Annotated in this window: 15 protein-coding genes; 10 read left to right on the top strand and 5 right to left on the bottom strand. The window is 61.6% G+C overall.

What is annotated here, in order from left to right:
* Positions 1-91 precede the first annotated feature (91 nt).
* Positions 92-763 (top strand): heavy metal response regulator transcription factor, encoded by a 672-nt coding sequence (locus ACSBQV_RS07790; protein WP_033650568.1) that lies wholly within the window; start codon positions 92-94, stop codon positions 761-763.
* Positions 760-2,178: a heavy metal sensor histidine kinase gene (locus ACSBQV_RS07785; RefSeq protein WP_099784322.1), complete on the top strand. Its 1,419-nt coding sequence runs from the start codon at positions 760-762 to the stop codon at positions 2,176-2,178. The genes ACSBQV_RS07790 and ACSBQV_RS07785 overlap by 4 nt, the downstream gene beginning before the upstream one ends.
* Positions 2,179-2,191: 13 nt before the next feature.
* On the opposite strand, the gene ACSBQV_RS07780 is transcribed toward ACSBQV_RS07785, so the two are convergent.
* A complete protein-coding gene (locus ACSBQV_RS07780) occupies positions 2,192-3,658 on the bottom strand; it encodes a sensor histidine kinase (RefSeq protein ID WP_099784324.1) in 1,467 nt (488 codons plus the stop codon).
* Positions 3,659-3,661: 3 nt separating this feature from the next.
* Positions 3,662-4,375: a response regulator transcription factor gene (locus ACSBQV_RS07775; protein ID WP_099784326.1), complete on the bottom strand. Its 714-nt coding sequence runs from the start codon at positions 4,373-4,375 to the stop codon at positions 3,662-3,664.
* A gap of 151 nt (positions 4,376-4,526) precedes the next feature.
* Here ACSBQV_RS07775 and ACSBQV_RS07770 point away from each other — a divergent pair, with 151 nt between their 5' ends.
* The 4 genes from ACSBQV_RS07770 to ACSBQV_RS07755 all read left to right on the top strand — a co-directional run bounded on the left by ACSBQV_RS07770 (position 4,527) and on the right by ACSBQV_RS07755 (position 6,809).
* Positions 4,527-5,138 carry a cytochrome b/b6 domain-containing protein gene (locus ACSBQV_RS07770; RefSeq protein WP_033650571.1) on the top strand — a complete coding sequence of 204 codons (612 nt, stop codon included), beginning with the start codon at positions 4,527-4,529 and terminating at the stop codon, positions 5,136-5,138.
* A gap of 10 nt (positions 5,139-5,148) precedes the next feature.
* A complete protein-coding gene (locus ACSBQV_RS07765; protein WP_099784328.1) occupies positions 5,149-5,925 on the top strand; it encodes a molybdopterin-dependent oxidoreductase in 777 nt (258 codons plus the stop codon).
* A gap of 59 nt (positions 5,926-5,984) precedes the next feature.
* On the top strand, positions 5,985-6,275 hold the full coding sequence (locus ACSBQV_RS07760; RefSeq protein WP_099784330.1) for a pentapeptide MXKDX repeat protein: 291 nt from the start codon (positions 5,985-5,987) through the stop codon (positions 6,273-6,275).
* 66 nt (positions 6,276-6,341) lie between these two features.
* A complete protein-coding gene (locus ACSBQV_RS07755; RefSeq protein ID WP_232099990.1) occupies positions 6,342-6,809 on the top strand; it encodes a YkgB family protein in 468 nt (155 codons plus the stop codon).
* 506 nt (positions 6,810-7,315) lie between these two features.
* Here the strand turns inward: ACSBQV_RS07755 and ACSBQV_RS07750 are convergent.
* The gene (locus ACSBQV_RS07750; protein ID WP_099784334.1) at positions 7,316-8,209 is read right to left on the bottom strand and encodes an NAD(P)/FAD-dependent oxidoreductase; all 894 of its coding nucleotides are present in this window, start codon (positions 8,207-8,209) and stop codon (positions 7,316-7,318) included.
* Positions 8,210-8,347: 138 nt separating this feature from the next.
* On the opposite strand from ACSBQV_RS07750, the gene ACSBQV_RS07745 reads away from it, so the two are divergent.
* Positions 8,348-9,025, top strand: a complete 678-nt coding sequence (locus tag ACSBQV_RS07745; protein WP_241900187.1) for a TetR/AcrR family transcriptional regulator — start codon at positions 8,348-8,350, stop codon at positions 9,023-9,025.
* A 131-nt stretch (positions 9,026-9,156) separates the two neighbouring features.
* Here ACSBQV_RS07745 and ACSBQV_RS07740 read toward each other — a convergent pair whose 3' ends face one another.
* The gene (locus ACSBQV_RS07740; RefSeq protein WP_220377699.1) at positions 9,157-9,402 is read right to left on the bottom strand and encodes an Arm DNA-binding domain-containing protein; all 246 of its coding nucleotides are present in this window, start codon (positions 9,400-9,402) and stop codon (positions 9,157-9,159) included.
* 223 nt (positions 9,403-9,625) lie between these two features.
* Positions 9,626-11,665: a choline transporter gene (locus ACSBQV_RS07735; protein WP_094141929.1), complete on the bottom strand. Its 2,040-nt coding sequence runs from the start codon at positions 11,663-11,665 to the stop codon at positions 9,626-9,628.
* 400 nt (positions 11,666-12,065) lie between these two features.
* Between ACSBQV_RS07735 and betI the strand changes: the two genes are divergently transcribed.
* The 3 genes from betI (at position 12,066) to betA (ending at position 15,960) form a co-directional block, all read left to right on the top strand.
* Positions 12,066-12,668 carry a transcriptional regulator BetI gene (gene betI, locus ACSBQV_RS07730; protein WP_033642409.1) on the top strand — a complete coding sequence of 201 codons (603 nt, stop codon included), beginning with the start codon at positions 12,066-12,068 and terminating at the stop codon, positions 12,666-12,668.
* A gap of 14 nt (positions 12,669-12,682) precedes the next feature.
* Positions 12,683-14,155 carry a betaine-aldehyde dehydrogenase gene (gene betB / locus ACSBQV_RS07725; protein WP_046896960.1) on the top strand — a complete coding sequence of 491 codons (1,473 nt, stop codon included), beginning with the start codon at positions 12,683-12,685 and terminating at the stop codon, positions 14,153-14,155.
* Between the two features lie 137 nt (positions 14,156-14,292).
* Positions 14,293-15,960 (top strand): choline dehydrogenase, encoded by a 1,668-nt coding sequence (gene betA / locus ACSBQV_RS07720; protein ID WP_004939099.1) that lies wholly within the window; start codon positions 14,293-14,295, stop codon positions 15,958-15,960.
* The last annotated feature ends 20 nt before the right edge of the window (positions 15,961-15,980 follow it).

The raw sequence follows: 15,980 nt of genomic DNA, 5'->3' as shown, positions 1-15,980 counted from the left end.
GTCAGCGCCATGGCCGTTTGATGACATTAATGTCATCAAGTTTGTCCGCCGAAGCTGCTAGTATTTTTGCAGACGTAACGAGGTGGCGAGCATGCGAATACTGGTAGTTGAAGACGATATCGGCACAGGGGATTACCTGAAGAAAGGGCTGGGGGAAGCGGGCTATGGCGTCGATTTGGCGCGCAACGGCACCGATGGGCTGTTTCGCGCGTTGGAGCAGGACTACGATGCGATCGTGCTCGATGTCATGCTGCCGGGGCTGGATGGCTGGCAGATCATCGAGGTATTGCGCAAGAAAAGCGACGTGCCGATCCTGTTTCTCACCGCCCGCGATGGCGTGCAGGATCGCATCCACGGTCTGGAGCTGGGCGCGGACGACTATCTTATCAAACCATTTTCCTTTACCGAGCTGGTGCTGCGTTTGCGCACCTTGCTGCGCCGCGGGCCGGCGCGCGAAGCCGATCATTACGCCATCGCCGATCTGCAATTGGACGTATTGCGCCGCCGGGCGGTGCGCCAGGATCAGGTGATCCCGTTGACCAATAAAGAATTCATGCTGCTGCATCTGCTGGTGCGGCGCGAAGGCGAAGTGCTGTCGCGTACGCAGATCGCCTCTCAGGTGTGGGACATGAATTTCGACAGCGACACCAATGTGGTTGACGTGGCCATCAAACGCCTGCGCGCCAAAATCGACCGGCCGTTCGATGTCAAGCTGATCCACAGCGTGCGCGGCATCGGCTATGTTTGCGAGCCGCGCTCGTGAACGCCCGAGCTTCACGTCGGCCGGTGTCGCTGACGCTGCGTACCGCCATGCTGTTCGCGCTGGTGGCCGCCTGCGTGGTGAGCGGGGCGGGCTGGTATCTGTTCGGCGCGATGCGCCAGGAAATGACGCTCCGCAGCGATCTGCAGGTGACTGGGCGCGTAGAGTATTTCCGCCATTTACTGGGGCAGCGCTTTCCTTTGGCGCGCCTGACCGCCAATAACGGCCTGTTCGAAAATATGCTGGGCAATGAACAGGACGTGTTGATTTTCCAAATTCCGGGGCAAAAACCGCTCATCAATGTGAATCCGGCCAGGGTGGCCCTGCCGCCGATCGCGCCGACGCAGCCCGAACAGGCGCAGACGCTGGCCGCCGTGCGCGGCGGGGAAACGGCGCAGGGGGTGCCGCTGCGCGTGGCATCGGCGATGGTGCGTCTGGAAGACGGCAGTTTGCTGCAGATCTCCGCCGCGCACGTCATGGTCAATGAGCAGAAGATGCTGGCGCGTTACCTGTGGCGTATTGTCGCGGCGGTCATTGTGGCTTTCCTGCTGATTGCGCTGCTGGGCTATGGGGTCATGCGCCGGGGATTGAAGCCGCTATGGCGCATGGCGGCGCAGGCGTCCGAGATCGCGCCCAATACATTGTCCACTCGCCTCAGCGAACAGGGGGCGCCGAAGGAGTTGCAGCAATTGACCCGGTCGTTCAATGCGATGCTCGATCGGTTGAATGAAGGCTATCAGCGGCTGACGCAGTTTTCCGCCGATCTGGCCCATGAGATCCGCACGCCGGTGGGCGCGTTGATGGGCCAGTGTCAGGTGGCGCTGTATCAACCCCGCAGCGTGGAGGAGTACGAAACCCTATTGTCGAACAATATGGATGAGCTGGAGCGTATTTCGCGCATGGTGGAAAACATCCTGTTTCTGGCGCGCGCCGGTGAGGCGCAATCCGCGCTGAACTACAGTCGTCTGGATGTGGCGGCCGAGCTGCGGCGGGTGGCGGATTACTTCGAAGGGCTGGCGGAAGAACGCGGCATCGCGCTGAGCTGCGAAGGGGAAGGTGAGCTGAAGGCGGACGCGATGTTGTTCCAGCGGGCGCTGAGCAACCTAGTGGCCAACGCGGTGCGCTATGCCGATGAAAACAGCCTGATCGTGTTGCGGGCTGAACGGCGTGCCGATGCCTGGTGGGTGCAGGTCATCAATCAGGGGCCGCCGATCGCGCCGGCGCATCTGGAAAAGCTGTTCGATCGTTTCTACCGCGCCGATCCCGCGCGCAGCGCCGGCAGCCACGCCAGCGGCCTCGGGCTGTCCATCGTGCGCGCCATCATGACGCTGCACGGCGGTGAGGTGCGCGCCGAATGTATCGAGCGCGCGTCTGTCGCCAGCCTCATTTTCAGCCTGCGGTTCCCGCTAGCGCAATAACCGATATGCCGGATTAACGCGGCGGAATGGCAAAGCGGAAGCAGGCGCCGCTTTGTGGTTGTTCGATCAGCTGAATGTCGCTGTCGTGCAGCTGCAGAATGCGCCGCACGATCATTAACCCCAGCCCGCCGGCGGGGCGTCGGGCGCCGCTCAGGACAGACGGCCGCACGAACAGATCGGCGCGCAGCGTCTGCGGAATGCCGGGGCCGCTGTCGCTGACCTGCACCATCACCTGGTCTTCCTGCCGCCACAGCCGCACGCCGATGTCGCCGCCGGGCGGCGTATGGCGAATGGCGTTGTCCAACAGGTTGGTCAGCACCCGCTCAATCATGCTGAGATCGGCGAACACCGGCGGCACGCCGGGGGCGATGTCGGCGTGCAGCCGCTGGTTGCGCGCCTCCGCCGCCAGCTCGAACTTCTGGAACACGTCCTGCAGCAGTTCGCTGAGGGAGAAGGGCTCTTTCTGCGGTTTCACCACGCCATATTCCAGCCGCGCCAGCTCGAACAGCTCCTGCGCCAGCTTGCCCACCTTGCGGCTCTGCGCCAGCGCGATCTCCAGATAGCGCCGCCGATCGGTGTCGCTCAGGGTGGCGGCCTTGACCGACAGCGTTTCCAGATAGCCGTGCAGCGAGGTGAGCGGGGTGCGCAGATCGTGCGAGACGTTGGCGATGAACTCACGCCGCAGCCGATCCTGCTGCGCCAGCGTTTGCCATTGTTCGGCAAGGCGCTGCGCCATGCGGTGGAAGGCCTGCTGAAGCTGGCTGACTTCGTCGCGCCCGGCCGGCACCGCCGGCAGCGCCGCGTAGGCCTGCACTGCCTCAATGCCGCCGCTGTCCAGCGCATTGACCTGACGGGTCAGGCGCCGGATGGGGCGAGTGACCCAGTAGAACGCGAAACCGCCGGCCAGCAGGCTGAACAGCACCATCACCCCGGAGGTCCACAGCGCCATCCTGGCCGCCGAGTTGAACTGGGCGTTGCTGGCCAGCGCCGTGTACTCTTCACCGAGCAAGACCACATACAGATAGCCCTCGACCCGGCCGTCGATCTTCAGCGGCGCAACGCTGAACACTTTGCGCCCGTCCGCGCTGCGCGGATCGTCGCCGTACACCGGCATCTGCGCGCCATCGAGCAGCGCCTGCAGCGGCGCCAGCGCGACCCGCTGCCGCTTCAGATGCCCGGCCGGCGCGGCGTTGCCGATGATTGCGCCCTGTTTGTCGAGCAGATAAACCTCAACGCTGGGGTTCACCGCCATCAGCTGATCGAACAGGGTATGCACCGCCTGCGGATCCGGCCCGTTAACCCCCAGCAGCGGATTGCTGTCGGCGATATGCTGCGCCAGGTTGCCGGACAGGCGCTGGATCACCGCCTGGCTGTACTGGGTATTGCTGCGCACCTGCATCCAGCCGGAAAAGGCGCAGCCGATGACGATCAGCAGCGCGAAGATAATCGTGAGGCGTTGCGCTAACGTAAGGTTTTTCATGGCTCACTCTTGCGGCGCGGCCGCGAATTTATAGCCCATGCCCCACACCGTGAGGATGCGCTCGGGTTCCGCCGGGTTGCGCTCGATCTTGATGCGCAGCCGGTTGATATGGGTGTTGACGGTGTGCTCATACCCCTCGTGCTGATAGCCCCAGACCTGATTCAACAGGCTGAGGCGCGAGAACACCTGGCCCGGGTGGCGGGCGAAAAAGTACAGCAGGTCGAATTCGCGCGGCGTCAGCTCGATCGGCTGTTGGTGCAGGCGCACTTCGCGGGCGATAGGATCGATGGTCAGATCGTTGAAGCTGAGCGCGCCGGCGTCCATGCGCAGGTTGCGGCTCATCGCCTCCTGGCGGCGAAACAGCGCCTTGACCCGCGCCACCAGCTCCAGCATGGAAAAGGGTTTGGCCAGATAGTCGTCGGCGCCCAGCTCCAGCCCCAGCACGCGGTGCACCTCGCTGGAGCGCGCGCTGGTGATGATGATCGGCGTGTAGCGCGTCATGGTGCGCGCCCGGCGGCAAATCGCCAATCCGTCTACGCCCGGCAGCATCAGATCGAGGATCAAGGCGTCCCAGCCGCCCTGTTCCAGCATCGCCATGCCCTGATTGCCGTCGGCGGCGTGGCTGATGGCGTAACCCTCGTCACGCAGATGCAGCTGCAGCAGCTCGGCGATGTCGCCGTCGTCCTCGACGATCAAAATTCGTTTTGGCTTGTCCATTCTCATTACCGCTGATTAGCCCGATTCTCTCTGAAGTCTACACAACCGCCACCGGCGGAGTTATCACATTTTATTTAACTTTGCGTGAGGTCTTGGGGAACAAATCCGGTGAATACTCGGTTCATCGCATCGTTAGCTGGCAGGAATCGTTATGAGCCTCACTCTCACCCCGGAACAACGACAGACCGTACATCCGCTGTGGCTGCGGTTAACGCATTGGCTGAATGCGCTGGCGATGCTGATCATGGTGACCAGCGGTTGGCGCATCTACAACGCTTCGCCGCTGTTCAATTTCAGCTTTTTCAACGAGCTGACGCTCGGCGGCTGGCTGGGCGGCGCGTTGCAGTGGCACTTCGCCGGCATGTGGCTGTTTGGCGTCAACGGGCTGTGTTACCTGCTGCTGAACCTCGCCAGCGGGCGCTTCAAACGCAAATATTGGCCGCTCAGCCCGAAGCAGTTTCTCGCCGATGTCGGCGCGGCGCTGCGCGGCAGGCTGCAGCACGCCGACCTGCGCCACTACAACATGGTGCAGCGCGTGGCCTATCTGTCGGTGATGCTCCTCGGCGTGCTGAGCGCGCTGTCCGGACTGGTGCTGTGGAAATCGGTGCAGTTTCCGCTGCTGCGCACGCTGCTCGGCGGCTATGAGGCGGCGCGCTATATCCACTTTTTCGCCATGTCGGCGCTGGTGGCCTTCGTCGCGATTCACCTGGTGATGGTGGCGCTGGTGCCCCGCACGCTGCTGGCCATGCTGCGCGGACGCTAAGGAGTGAATGATGGAAAAGGATAAACAGATCATGACGATCGTTGAAGGGCAGGCGATCGTCAAAGAAGCGCAGCGTTTGCTGACCGCGTCATCCCGCCGTCGCTTTCTGCGCAACGGTCTGACGCTGGGCGGTATCGCCATGCTCACCGGCTGCGATCTCAGCGGCAACGCCAACGTCGAGCAGGCGCTGAGCCGCATTTCGCGCCTCAACGACCGGGTGCAGGGCTGGCTGTTCAACGGCGATCGCTTGGCGCCGGTCTACCCGGAGTCGATGATCACCCGGCCATTCCCGTTCAACGCCTTTTACGCCGAGGAGGATGCGCCCGACATCAACGGCGACGACTTTCGGCTGGAGGTGGCGGGGCTGGTGCAGGACAAGCGTGCCTGGAGCCTGCCGCAGCTGCATCGGATGGCGCAGGTCAGCCAGGTGACGCGTCATATTTGCGTCGAGGGTTGGAGCGCCATCGGCAAGTGGGGCGGCGTGCCGTTCGCCACCTTTCTTAAGGTAATCGGCGCGGATCTGAGCGCCCGCTATGTCAGCTTCAAATGCGTCGACGACTACTACACCAGTATCGACATGGCCACCGCGCTGCATCCGCAGACGATTATCGCGCTGACCTACGACGGCCAGATCTTGCCGCGCAAGTACGGCTACCCGATGAAGCTGCGCATGCCGACCAAGCTGGGCTACAAGAATCCGAAGCACATTCAGGTGATCGAGGTCACCAACCGCTTCCCGGGCGGTTACTGGGAAGACCAGGGTTACAACTGGTTTGGCGGCAGCTGAGGCGGCCGCCGGCCATTCTCCGGCACTCCGGTGCCTTTGACATGACGGAAGGAAATACCATGAAAAAGTTATTCGCAATGATGATGTGCAGCGCGCTGATGCTGGGCGTAGCCGGCGCCAACGCCGCGGACGGCATGGGCAAAGACGCGATGAAAAAGGACGGCATGAGCCAGATGTCGCACGACGGCATGGCGAAAGACGGCATGAAGAAAGATTGCATGGGCAAGGCGTGCATGAAGAAAGACAAAATGGGTAAAGACGGCATGAAAAAAGAGGGCATGGCCAAAGACGGTATGGCTAAAGACGGCATGAAGAAAGACGAGATGAAAAAGGACGCGATGGGGCAGTAAGCCGCCGCGCCCGCGGCCGCAAGCGGCAAACCGCGGCGGCTGCGGGCAACATAAGGAGAGAGGATGATGCTGACGACATGGCTGCGGCGCTTTCGGCGCTCGAACGGGGACGTTATCTTTATGCGCGCGGCGCTGGTGGTGATCTTCGCCGCCTTCGGCTACGCCAAATGGTTTGATTACGAGGCGCAGGGGTTGGTGCCGCTGATCGGCAACAGCCCACTGCTGAGCTGGATGCATCAGGCTTTCGGCATTCGTGGCGCCAGCTATGCGCTGGGCGTCGCCGAGTGGAGCTTCGGCTTGCTGCTGCTGGCGGGGTTCTGGTCGCGGCGTCTGGGTTTGCTGGGGGCGATCGGATCGACGGTGACCTACCTGACCACGCTGACGCTGATCTTTTCCACGCCGGGCGCCTGGGAGCCCTCCGCCGGCGGTTTTCCCGCCATGGCCGGGGCCACCAGCTTTTTAATCAAGGATCTGGTGTTGCTGGCCGGCTCCCTGGTGCTGCTGAAGGCCGATTTGCCGGCCGATAAGACGTAAAAAATGTCCAAACTCAAGTAATTCCTGGCGCGTGCGCGATGAACCATAAGCCTATGCTGGGCAAGAGATTAGAAGACCTGCTCGGCACTCCCGCCCGTTTTGCTGTCATAGGCCAGGAACCACATAGGAGCATCACGGGCGGCCAGGACGGGCCACACGAAAGAGATGCCCATCGGCCCCATGTACCAGCTCCGGCGCCGTGACGCAGACATCGTATGTGATCAGGGCGCCCCAATCGTGGCTAATCAACTCCACGGGGCGCCCCGGAGACCAGCGATCGATCAGCGCGAGTATGTCGCTGGTGAAGGCTGCGAAGTCTAACGGCCCCGTTGTCGGGGACGGCGCGTAACCACGAAGCCAGGAGGCTATTACATAACGTCTGCGGCGGGTGGTCTGGGAATCCATGCAGGACGATGGTCGGTTGGCCATCTGGATCTCCCTGCAGCGCGTGAAAGGTGCCGTGGGGCAGGTCGACAGTGACATGTTCGAATTCCATGTCTTCCTCCTCAAACCAGCATCGACTGCTGGGCGGAGATCCCCGCCGTCGCACCTTGCCATATTGCTGTGGTCACGGAGGCCATGGCGGGGTTTGCTAAATCGCCGGCGGCGTAGATACCGGGCATACTGGTTTCGCGGCGCTCGTCGACTTTGAGGGCGATACCGGTTGGCGTTTTGAGCGTGTCGAGGCCCAGTGATTCATGCAGGCTTGCGGACGGCTTGGTGCGCGGATGCGCGAACAAAATATCGACCGCCACATCGGGGGCTGTATCGAGCTTGACAGTGGATTTATGGCCGCCGTGACGAGCGATCCCGACGATCCGGCCATCAGCGACCGATACGTGGCGGTGCGCCATATCGGCCCGGATATCGGGCGCAATATCGTGACCATCAGCGAAGACTGTCAACCTGTCGGTCCAATCGTGGAACAGCCTAACCTGGTTCATCGACTGCGGGCCAGACCAGACGAGGCCCCAATGCCGGTCGGCGACTTCAAACCCATCACAATAAGGGCAAGGCACGATGGATGAGCCCCAGCTTTCGGCAAATCCCGAGACGTCAGGCATCTGATCGACGACGCCATAGCTCAGGATCAGGCGACGTGCCATTAGACATTCGTTATCGTCCGTGACGACGCGGAAATCGTCGATGGTGCCAGACACGCTGTCGGCACGGGCAGTGACCAGCCTGACTGTGGGATAACGCGCGAGTTGCTGCCGCGCCTCGTCCAGGATGTATAGCGGCGGCTTGTGATCGTGGCCGAGCAGGCCATGCGAGCGGTCGGCGAAGCGGTTGCGAGGCCGGCCGGTATCGAGAACGATGACGTGGCGGCGAGCTCGGCCGAGTTGCAGGGCGGCGGCGAGGCCGGCAAAGCTGCCGCCGATGATGATGACGTCATTCATGGTGATGGGTTCCGTGTTATCGATGGTTGATGCTGACTTAGCGGTTGAATTTGACAGCTGCCAACACGCTTGCAAAATTAAGATACTGTTTGGTATCCTATGTTGGTGTTTAGGATACTGTCAAGTACTGGAATTTGCGTGAACGAAAAAAAACATGCTCGACGCGGCCGCCCCACCAACGAAGCCCTCGGCCAAACGATAGTCAGCGCCGCAAACGAACTCTTTGTGGAACTGGGTTTTCAAGCGACGACAATGGACAAGGTTGCCCAACGGGCGAAGATATCCAAGCTGAGCATCTATCGGCATTTCGAGAACAAGGAGGCGCTGTTCAGCGCTGCCATCGCGGCCGGCTGCCATCAGTTGTTTGCACCACAGACCCTTCTTGAAGGCGTCGACGGTTCGGTCGAAGATCAACTGATGGCTGTGGGGGTATCCCTGCTTCGCACGCTGTTGAGATCTGACGTCCGGAGTGTCGAAGCCATGGTTATGGCTGACAAGACGACGCAAAACTCGTTAAGCAAGCTCCATTACGAAGCCGGCCCCGCCAATGTCATCGCACAAATCGAAGCGCTGTTGCGACAGTTGCACACGAAGGCGCTTCTGAACGTGCCTGACCCTCTCGGGTCTGCCCGCCTGTTTGCCGCACTTTTCAAAGGATCCGATCTCTTGATGATCGTACGATTCGATCCGGCGAGAGCAGCGGACGACAACGAAATTGAATCCTATTGCCGGTCTGCCGTTACCATGTTCATTGCCGCGCACGGTGGCGACGGCCAGGCAGGTGGATGGCCGAAGATAGCTGGTCGGCGGGACTGAATCGCCGGCATGGCGTCACCGCCAAAGCCCTGATCGCCCAGCAGCGGATGATGCAGTGGTCAATGATGCCTTGATGGCCGACTCGGGTGCTGGGTTTGTTGCGGGGCCCCATGAACCTCTTGCACAGCTCCTCAACGCTGGACTAGCCATTCCTGTGCCAGCGAGCGGGTCTGTTCGATGGTCAGCGCGCCGGACAGGCCCAAGGCCGGCTTGCGGCGAGCGCTGGCATTCGTTCGGTAGTGAAGCATAAACACCTTGCGACTGGCCGGCGTAATCTTGCAGAGGAGGCCGGGAAGGAGGGAGTCGCGCAGCTCGATGGCTTGTGCTTGGGAGGGGGCTGTATCGACTGCGGGCTTGGTGAGCTTGATCTTAGCCATGATGATCCCTCGGAAAGACCCTATTCCCAGGAGCCTTGTAGGAGCCAGTGGAAGGGAAGCTGGGGCAAGTTTCAGAAAGCACTGGTATATGTTGAGCTTGGTTAACTTATTGATAAATATTATATGTAGACCTATGGCGTAGTCCGGTGAAATGCGGTGTAAGAGTCATCGTGCAATAAAAAAGGGCGTAGCCTGGCTACGCCCTCTGGTTATTTCTCGGCCGTCACATATCCGGGAAGGTCAGGGTGCCCCCCGGCGCTTCGCGATGAATGTGCAGGAAGTTCAGGTGCTTCTCGTACTGGTCGAGAATATCGCCAATCACCTGTTCCTTGCTGTAGTCCATCAGGTCGTTGCCCTGGGTGCCTTCCATCAGGAAGGTTTCCAGCCGGTAGTAGTGCGACTTGCCGGAGCGGGCGCGGTAGGTGAAGCCCGGCACCGAGTAGCGCATCGGCCAGATCTGATAGATGAAGTTCTGTTCCTCGCCCAGGTGCACCAGCAGCTCCAGGTGGTTCAGGCGTTCGTCCTCGGTCGGCGGCACTTCGCTGAACTCCACCTTCGCGCCGCGCAACTCCAGCTCGCGCGCCACGTCCTGCATCGCCGGGCGGCAAACCTTATCCAACATTTTCTGCGTGTACTGGGTGCCCGGGTAGTTCATCACTCGCGACAGACGCTGTTTCCAGTTGAGCACGTCGTGGCTGGAGACCGGCACCGGTGCCAGGGTGCTGAGCGCGCTGGCCTTGCGGTAGTCTTCCACCCGCAGCGATTTGTACAGCCCGGCCATCACGAAGAAGATCACGAAGCTGAACGGCAGGCCCATGATCACCGTGGTTTTCTGCAGCGCCGGCACGCCGTCGGTCATCAGCATGCCGATGGTCAGCAGGCCGATGGCCACCGACCAGAAAATCCGCAGCCAGTTCGGCGCATCATTATTGATGTCGGCCAGGCGCGAGGTGAAGTTACCCAGCACCAGCGAGCCGGAGTCTGCCGAGGTGACGTAGAACAGCAGGCCGGTGATGGTGGCCACCGAGGCGCTGAAGGTGAAGCCGGGGTATTGCGCCAGCAGGCTGTAGAAGCCACGCTCCGGGAACTGCATCACTTCCTGCGCGAATTCCGCGTTGCCGTGAATGATCTGATACAGCGCGCTGTTGCCGAAGATAGACAGCCACAGCAGGGTGAACACGAACGGAATGATCAGCGTGCCGACCACGAACTGGCGAATGGTGCGCCCGCGCGAGATGCGCGCCAGGAACAGGCCGACGAACGGCGACCACGCCACCCACCAGGCCCAGAAGAACAGCGTCCAGTTGTTCATCCACTCCACCGGCCGATCGAAGGCGAAGCTGTTGAGCGTCATGCCCATAAAGCGATTGACGTAATCGCCGACGTTGAGCACCAGCGCGTTGAGCAGGAACTCGGTGTCGCCAAAGAACAGCACGAACAGGATCAGGCCCAGCGCCAGCAGCACGTTCAGCTCGGACAGGATGCGGATGCCCTTGTTGACGCCCGAGGTGACCGAGATGGTGGCCATGATCACCGACAGCAGGATCAGTGAGCCTTGCACCGTCAGGTTTTCCGGGATTTCGAACAGCACCTTGAGGCCGTAGTTGAGCTGCACCACGCCGATGCCCAGCGTGGTGGCGATGCCGAAGATGGTGCCGAGCACCGCGGCGATGTCCACGCTGTGGCCGATCGGCCCGTTGATACGCTTACCGAAAATGGGGTACAGCGCCGAGCGGATGGTCAGCGGCAGATTGTAGCGATAGCTGAAGTAGCCGAGGGCGATGCCCATCAGCGCATACATCGACCAGCCGGTCAGGCCGTAGTGGAACAGCGTCCAGACCATCGCCTGGCGCGCGGCTTCCAACGTTTGCGCGTCGCCTTCCGGCGGCATCATGTACTGGGTCACCGGCTCGGCGACCGAGAAGAACATCAGGTCGATGCCGATGCCGGCGGCGAACAGCATCGCCGCCCAGCTCATCAGGCTGAACTCCGGCTTGGACTGCTCCGGCCCGAGCTTGATCGAACCGAAGCGCGAAGCGGCGATAAACACCACGAACACGATGTATAGCGTCGCCGCCAGCAGGTAGTACCAACCGAAGGTGGTCGACACCCAATTCAGCGTGCGGGTGATCCACTGCCCGGAGAAGTCGGTGAAAAAGATGGTCATCAGCGAGAAGGCCAGGATCAGCCCTGCCGAGGTGAAGAAAACCACAGGGTTGAGGCGGTCCTGCTGCGGTTTGGAGGAGGTTTCGTGGGTTGTCATCGTCATCCTCTGAACTGAGAAAATCGTGCCGCTCCGTATTCCGGGGCGCGTTGGCGCATCCGGAAAACGGGCGAATGAAGGCGGCGGCCGTCTCCGTAGAGGAGGGCCTGAATGATGCCGCTTTCGCCTGTGAATGAAGCGCCGGCGCGCTTCGCGGCGGGAACCGCTTACAGCCACTGATTTTGGTCAGATTCGTTAATTACCTCACAAAAATCAGCCAGTTCCACAACCAGAAAATACATTTTTTTAACCAGGCGGCAATAAAATATATGCAATTTTTATTGAACGTTCAATCAAAAAAAAGTTTAATAGTCCTCATGATGACCTGAATCACGGGCGAAACGGCAGTGAAATTTGCCCGCTGAGATAAGGCCGAAGTCGGTTTTGTGAGAGTCGAAATATGCCAAAGGTAGGAATGCAGCCAATCAGAAGGCAGCAGTTGATTGATGCCACGCTCGCCGCGGTAAACGAAGTGGGAATGCATGACGCCACCATCGCGCAGATCGCGCGGCGGGCCGGCGTTTCCAACGGCATCATCAGCCATTATTTCAAGGATAAGAACGGCCTGCTGGAAGCCACGATGCGCTATCTGATCAGCCATCTGGGCGAGGCGGTGAAGCTGCGGCTGCAGGCGCTGACCGACAACAGCCCGGCGGCGCGGCTGCAGGCGATCGTCGCCGGCAACTTCGACGACAGCCAGATCAACAGCGCGGCGATGAAGACCTGGCTGGCCTTTTGGGCCAGCAGTCTCTACCAGCCGCAGCTCAACCGCTTGCAACAGGTGAACGGCCGTCGGCTCTATTCCAACCTGTGCGCCGAGTTTCGCCGCGTTATGCCGCAGCCGCAGGCGCGGTTGGCGGCCAAGGGGCTGGCGGCGCTGATCGATGGGCTGTGGCTGCGCAGCGCGCTGCGCGGCTCCGCGTTCAATCAGGCGCAGGCGCTGGCGCTCACGACCGAATACATCACGTTCCAACTCCGGGGGCAAACGCCGCCCGGAGGATAACTCAAGGAGATCCTATGTCCCGTTTTGGCTTGCAGAAGCTCTATATTCATGGCGCCTATGTAGACAGCACCGCTGGAAAAACCTTCAACGCCATTAACCCGGCGAACGGCGAAGTTCTGGCTGAAGTCCAGTCCGCCGGCGCTGAAGACGTCGATCGTGCGGTGGCCAGCGCGGCCAGCGGGCAGAAGGTGTGGGCGGCGATGACGGCGATGGCGCGTTCGCGCATCCTGCGTCGCGCGGTGGATATTCTGCGCGAGCGCAACGATGAACTGGCGGCGCTGGAAACGCTGGATACCGGCAAAGCGATGTCGGAAACCACCGCGGTGGATATCGTCACCGGCGCTGACGTGCTGGAGTACTACGCCGGCCTGATCCCGGCCATTGAAGGCGAGCAGATCCCGCTGCGCGATACCTCGTTCGTCTACACCCGTCGCGAGCCGCTGGGCGTGGTGGCCGGCATCGGCGCCTGGAACTACCCGATTCAGATCGCGCTGTGGAAGTCCGCGCCGGCCCTGGCGGCGGGCAACGCGATGATCTTCAAGCCGAGTGAAGTCACGTCATTGACGGCGTTGAAGCTGGCGGAAATCTACACCGAAGCCGGCCTGCCGGACGGCGTGTTCAACGTGGTGACCGGCAGCGGGGCGGAAGTGGGGCAGTATCTGACCGACCATCCGGGCATCGCCAAAGTCTCTTTCACCGGCGGGGTGAAAACCGGCAAGAAGGTGATGGCCAACGCGTCGGGTTCGACGCTGAAGGAAGTCACCATGGAGTTGGGCGGCAAATCGCCGCTGATTATCTTCGACGACGCCGATCTGGATCGCGCCGCCGATATCGCCATGATGGCCAACTTCTACAGTTCCGGCCAGGTGTGCACCAACGGCACCCGCGTCTTCGTGCCGGCGGCGCTGCAGGCGCAGTTTGAGGCGAAAATCCTCGAACGCGTGAAGCGCATTCGCCTCGGCGATCCGACCGATCCGCAAACCAACTTCGGGCCGCTGGTCAGCTTCGCGCACATGGAATCGGTGCTGCGCTTTATCGAGAGCGGCAAAAACAGCGGCGCGCGCCTGCTGTGCGGCGGCGAACGCGTCACCCATGGCGAATTCGGCAAGGGCGCTTATGTGGCGCCGACGGTGTTCAGCGACTGCCGCGACGATATGGAAATCGTGCGCGAGGAGATCTTCGGGCCGGTGATGAGCATCCTCAGCTACCAGAACGAAGAGGAAGTGGTGCGCCGCGCCAACGACACCACCTTCGGCCTGGCCGCGGGCGTGGTGACCAACGATCTGGCACGCGCGCACCGCGTGATCCACCAGCTGGAAGCCGGCATTTGCTGGATCAACACCTGGGGCGAGTCGGCGGCGGAAATGCCGGTCGGCGGCTACAAGCAGTCCGGCGTTGGCCGCGAGAACGGCCTGACCACGCTGGAGCACTACACCCAGATCAAATCGGTGCAGGTCGAGCTGGGCGAATACGCCTCGGTATTCTGATCTTCCCGTCGTCTTTCGAGCCGCAGCCGCGTTGGCTGCGGCCGACAATCTCTAGAGCGCCCAAATACACAGCCTGTTGCCGAGCCGCGCTTCGCGTCTTTGCCTGACCAGGCCTCTATAAAGTAAGGAGATAATGAATGGAATTTGACTACATCATTATCGGTGCCGGTTCAGCCGGCAACGTGTTAGCCACCCGATTGACCGAGGACGCCGACGTCAGCGTCCTGCTGCTGGAAGCCGGCGGCCCGGATTACCGGATGGATTTCCGTACCCAGATGCCGGCCGCGCTGGCGTTTCCGCTGCAGGGCCGCCGCTATAACTGGGCGTATGAAACCGATCCTGAGCCGCACATGAACAACCGCCGGATGGAATGCGGCCGCGGCAAAGGGCTGGGCGGTTCATCCCTGATCAACGGCATGTGTTACATTCGCGGCAACGCGATGGATTTCGACAACTGGGCCAAGGCGCCGGGTCTGGAAGACTGGACCTATCTGGACTGCCTGCCGTATTTCCGCAAGGCGGAAACGCGCGATATCGGCCCGAACGATTACCACGGCGGCGATGGCCCGGTGAGCGTCACCACGCCGAAGGCCGGTAATAACGAACTGTTCCACGCCATGGTGGAGGCCGGCGTGCAGGCGGGCTATCCGCGCACCGACGATCTGAACGGCTATCAGCAGGAAGGGTTCGGCCCGATGGACCGCACCGTGACGCCGAAAGGGCGCCGCGCCAGCACCGCCCGTGGTTATCTGGATCAGGCCCGTTCACGGCCAAACCTGAAGATCGTCACCCATGCGCTGACCGACCATATCGTGTTCGACGGCAAGCGCGCAGTGGGCGTTAACTATCTGCAGGGCGACAGCAATCAGCTGACCCATGCCAAAGCGCGCCGCGAAGTGCTGCTGTGCGCCGGCGCCATCGCCTCGCCGCAAATTCTGCAGCGTTCGGGCGTCGGCCCGGCGGCGCTGCTGAAAAGTCTGGACATCAACGTGGTGCACGATCTGCCGGGGGTGGGGGAAAACCTGCAGGACCACCTGGAGATGTATCTGCAGTACGCCTGTAAGAAACCGGTGTCGCTGTACCCGGCGTTGCAATGGTTCAATCAACCGAAAATCGGCGCGGAATGGCTGTTCAACGGCACCGGCGTCGGCGCCAGCAACCAGTTCGAGGCCGGCGGTTTCATCCGCAGCCGCGCAGAGTTTGCCTGGCCGAACATTCAGTATCACTTCCTGCCGGTGGCGATTAACTATAACGGTAGCAACGCGGTGAAAGAGCATGGCTTCCAGGCCCACGTCGGTTCGATGCGTTCGCCGAGCCGCGGCCGGGTGCAGGTGAAGTCGAAGGATCCGCGCCAGCACCCGAGCATTCTGTTCAACTACATGTCGACCGAACAGGATTGGCAGGAGTTCCGCGATGCTATCCGCATCACGCGCGAAATCATGGCGCAGCCTGCCCTGGACGAATACCGCGGCCGCGAGATCAGCCCAGGGCCGGAGGTGCAGACCGACGAGCAGCTGGACGCCTTCGTGCGCGAGCACGCCGAAACCGCCTTCCACCCGTCCTGCTCGTGCAAGATGGGCGAAGACGAGATGGCGGTGGTCGACGGCCAGGGCCGGGTGCACGGCATGGAAGGATTGCGGGTGGTGGATGCGTCGATTATGCCGCTGATCATTACCGGCAACCTGAACGCCACCACCATCATGATCGCCGAAAAGATCGCCGACCGCATTCGACAGCGCGCGCCGTTGCCGCGCAGCACCGCAGACTACTACGTCGCCGGCGATGCGCCGGTGCGCAAGCAGTAACCGACACGCCCTCTCGCCGT

Source organism: Serratia sp. B501 (genome assembly GCF_051172315.1).
In the GTDB taxonomy this organism is placed as follows: domain Bacteria; phylum Pseudomonadota; class Gammaproteobacteria; order Enterobacterales; family Enterobacteriaceae; genus Serratia; species Serratia ureilytica.
The sequence above is the reverse complement of the archived record's forward strand: the minus strand, read 5'-3'. Positions and strand labels throughout refer to the sequence as shown.

What these genes read in the sequence shown, in the direction of transcription:
- ACSBQV_RS07775 (WP_099784326.1), bottom strand. Translation starts at nt 4,375, where the DNA reads ATGGACAAGCCAAAACGAATTTTGATCGTCGAGGACGACGGCGACATC.
- ACSBQV_RS07755 (WP_232099990.1), top strand. Translation starts at nt 6,342, where the DNA reads ATGCTGACGACATGGCTGCGGCGCTTTCGGCGCTCGAACGGGGACGTT.
- ACSBQV_RS07790 (WP_033650568.1), top strand. Translation starts at nt 92, where the DNA reads ATGCGAATACTGGTAGTTGAAGACGATATCGGCACAGGGGATTACCTG.
- ACSBQV_RS07740 (WP_220377699.1), bottom strand. Translation starts at nt 9,402, where the DNA reads ATGGCTAAGATCAAGCTCACCAAGCCCGCAGTCGATACAGCCCCCTCC.
- ACSBQV_RS07760 (WP_099784330.1), top strand. Translation starts at nt 5,985, where the DNA reads ATGAAAAAGTTATTCGCAATGATGATGTGCAGCGCGCTGATGCTGGGC.
- betB (WP_046896960.1), top strand. Translation starts at nt 12,683, where the DNA reads ATGTCCCGTTTTGGCTTGCAGAAGCTCTATATTCATGGCGCCTATGTA.
- ACSBQV_RS07735 (WP_094141929.1), bottom strand. Translation starts at nt 11,665, where the DNA reads ATGACAACCCACGAAACCTCCTCCAAACCGCAGCAGGACCGCCTCAAC.
- ACSBQV_RS07780 (WP_099784324.1), bottom strand. Translation starts at nt 3,658, where the DNA reads ATGAAAAACCTTACGTTAGCGCAACGCCTCACGATTATCTTCGCGCTG.
- ACSBQV_RS07770 (WP_033650571.1), top strand. Translation starts at nt 4,527, where the DNA reads ATGAGCCTCACTCTCACCCCGGAACAACGACAGACCGTACATCCGCTG.
- ACSBQV_RS07750 (WP_099784334.1), bottom strand. Translation starts at nt 8,209, where the DNA reads ATGAATGACGTCATCATCATCGGCGGCAGCTTTGCCGGCCTCGCCGCC.
- ACSBQV_RS07765 (WP_099784328.1), top strand. Translation starts at nt 5,149, where the DNA reads ATGGAAAAGGATAAACAGATCATGACGATCGTTGAAGGGCAGGCGATC.
- betI (WP_033642409.1), top strand. Translation starts at nt 12,066, where the DNA reads ATGCCAAAGGTAGGAATGCAGCCAATCAGAAGGCAGCAGTTGATTGAT.
- betA (WP_004939099.1), top strand. Translation starts at nt 14,293, where the DNA reads ATGGAATTTGACTACATCATTATCGGTGCCGGTTCAGCCGGCAACGTG.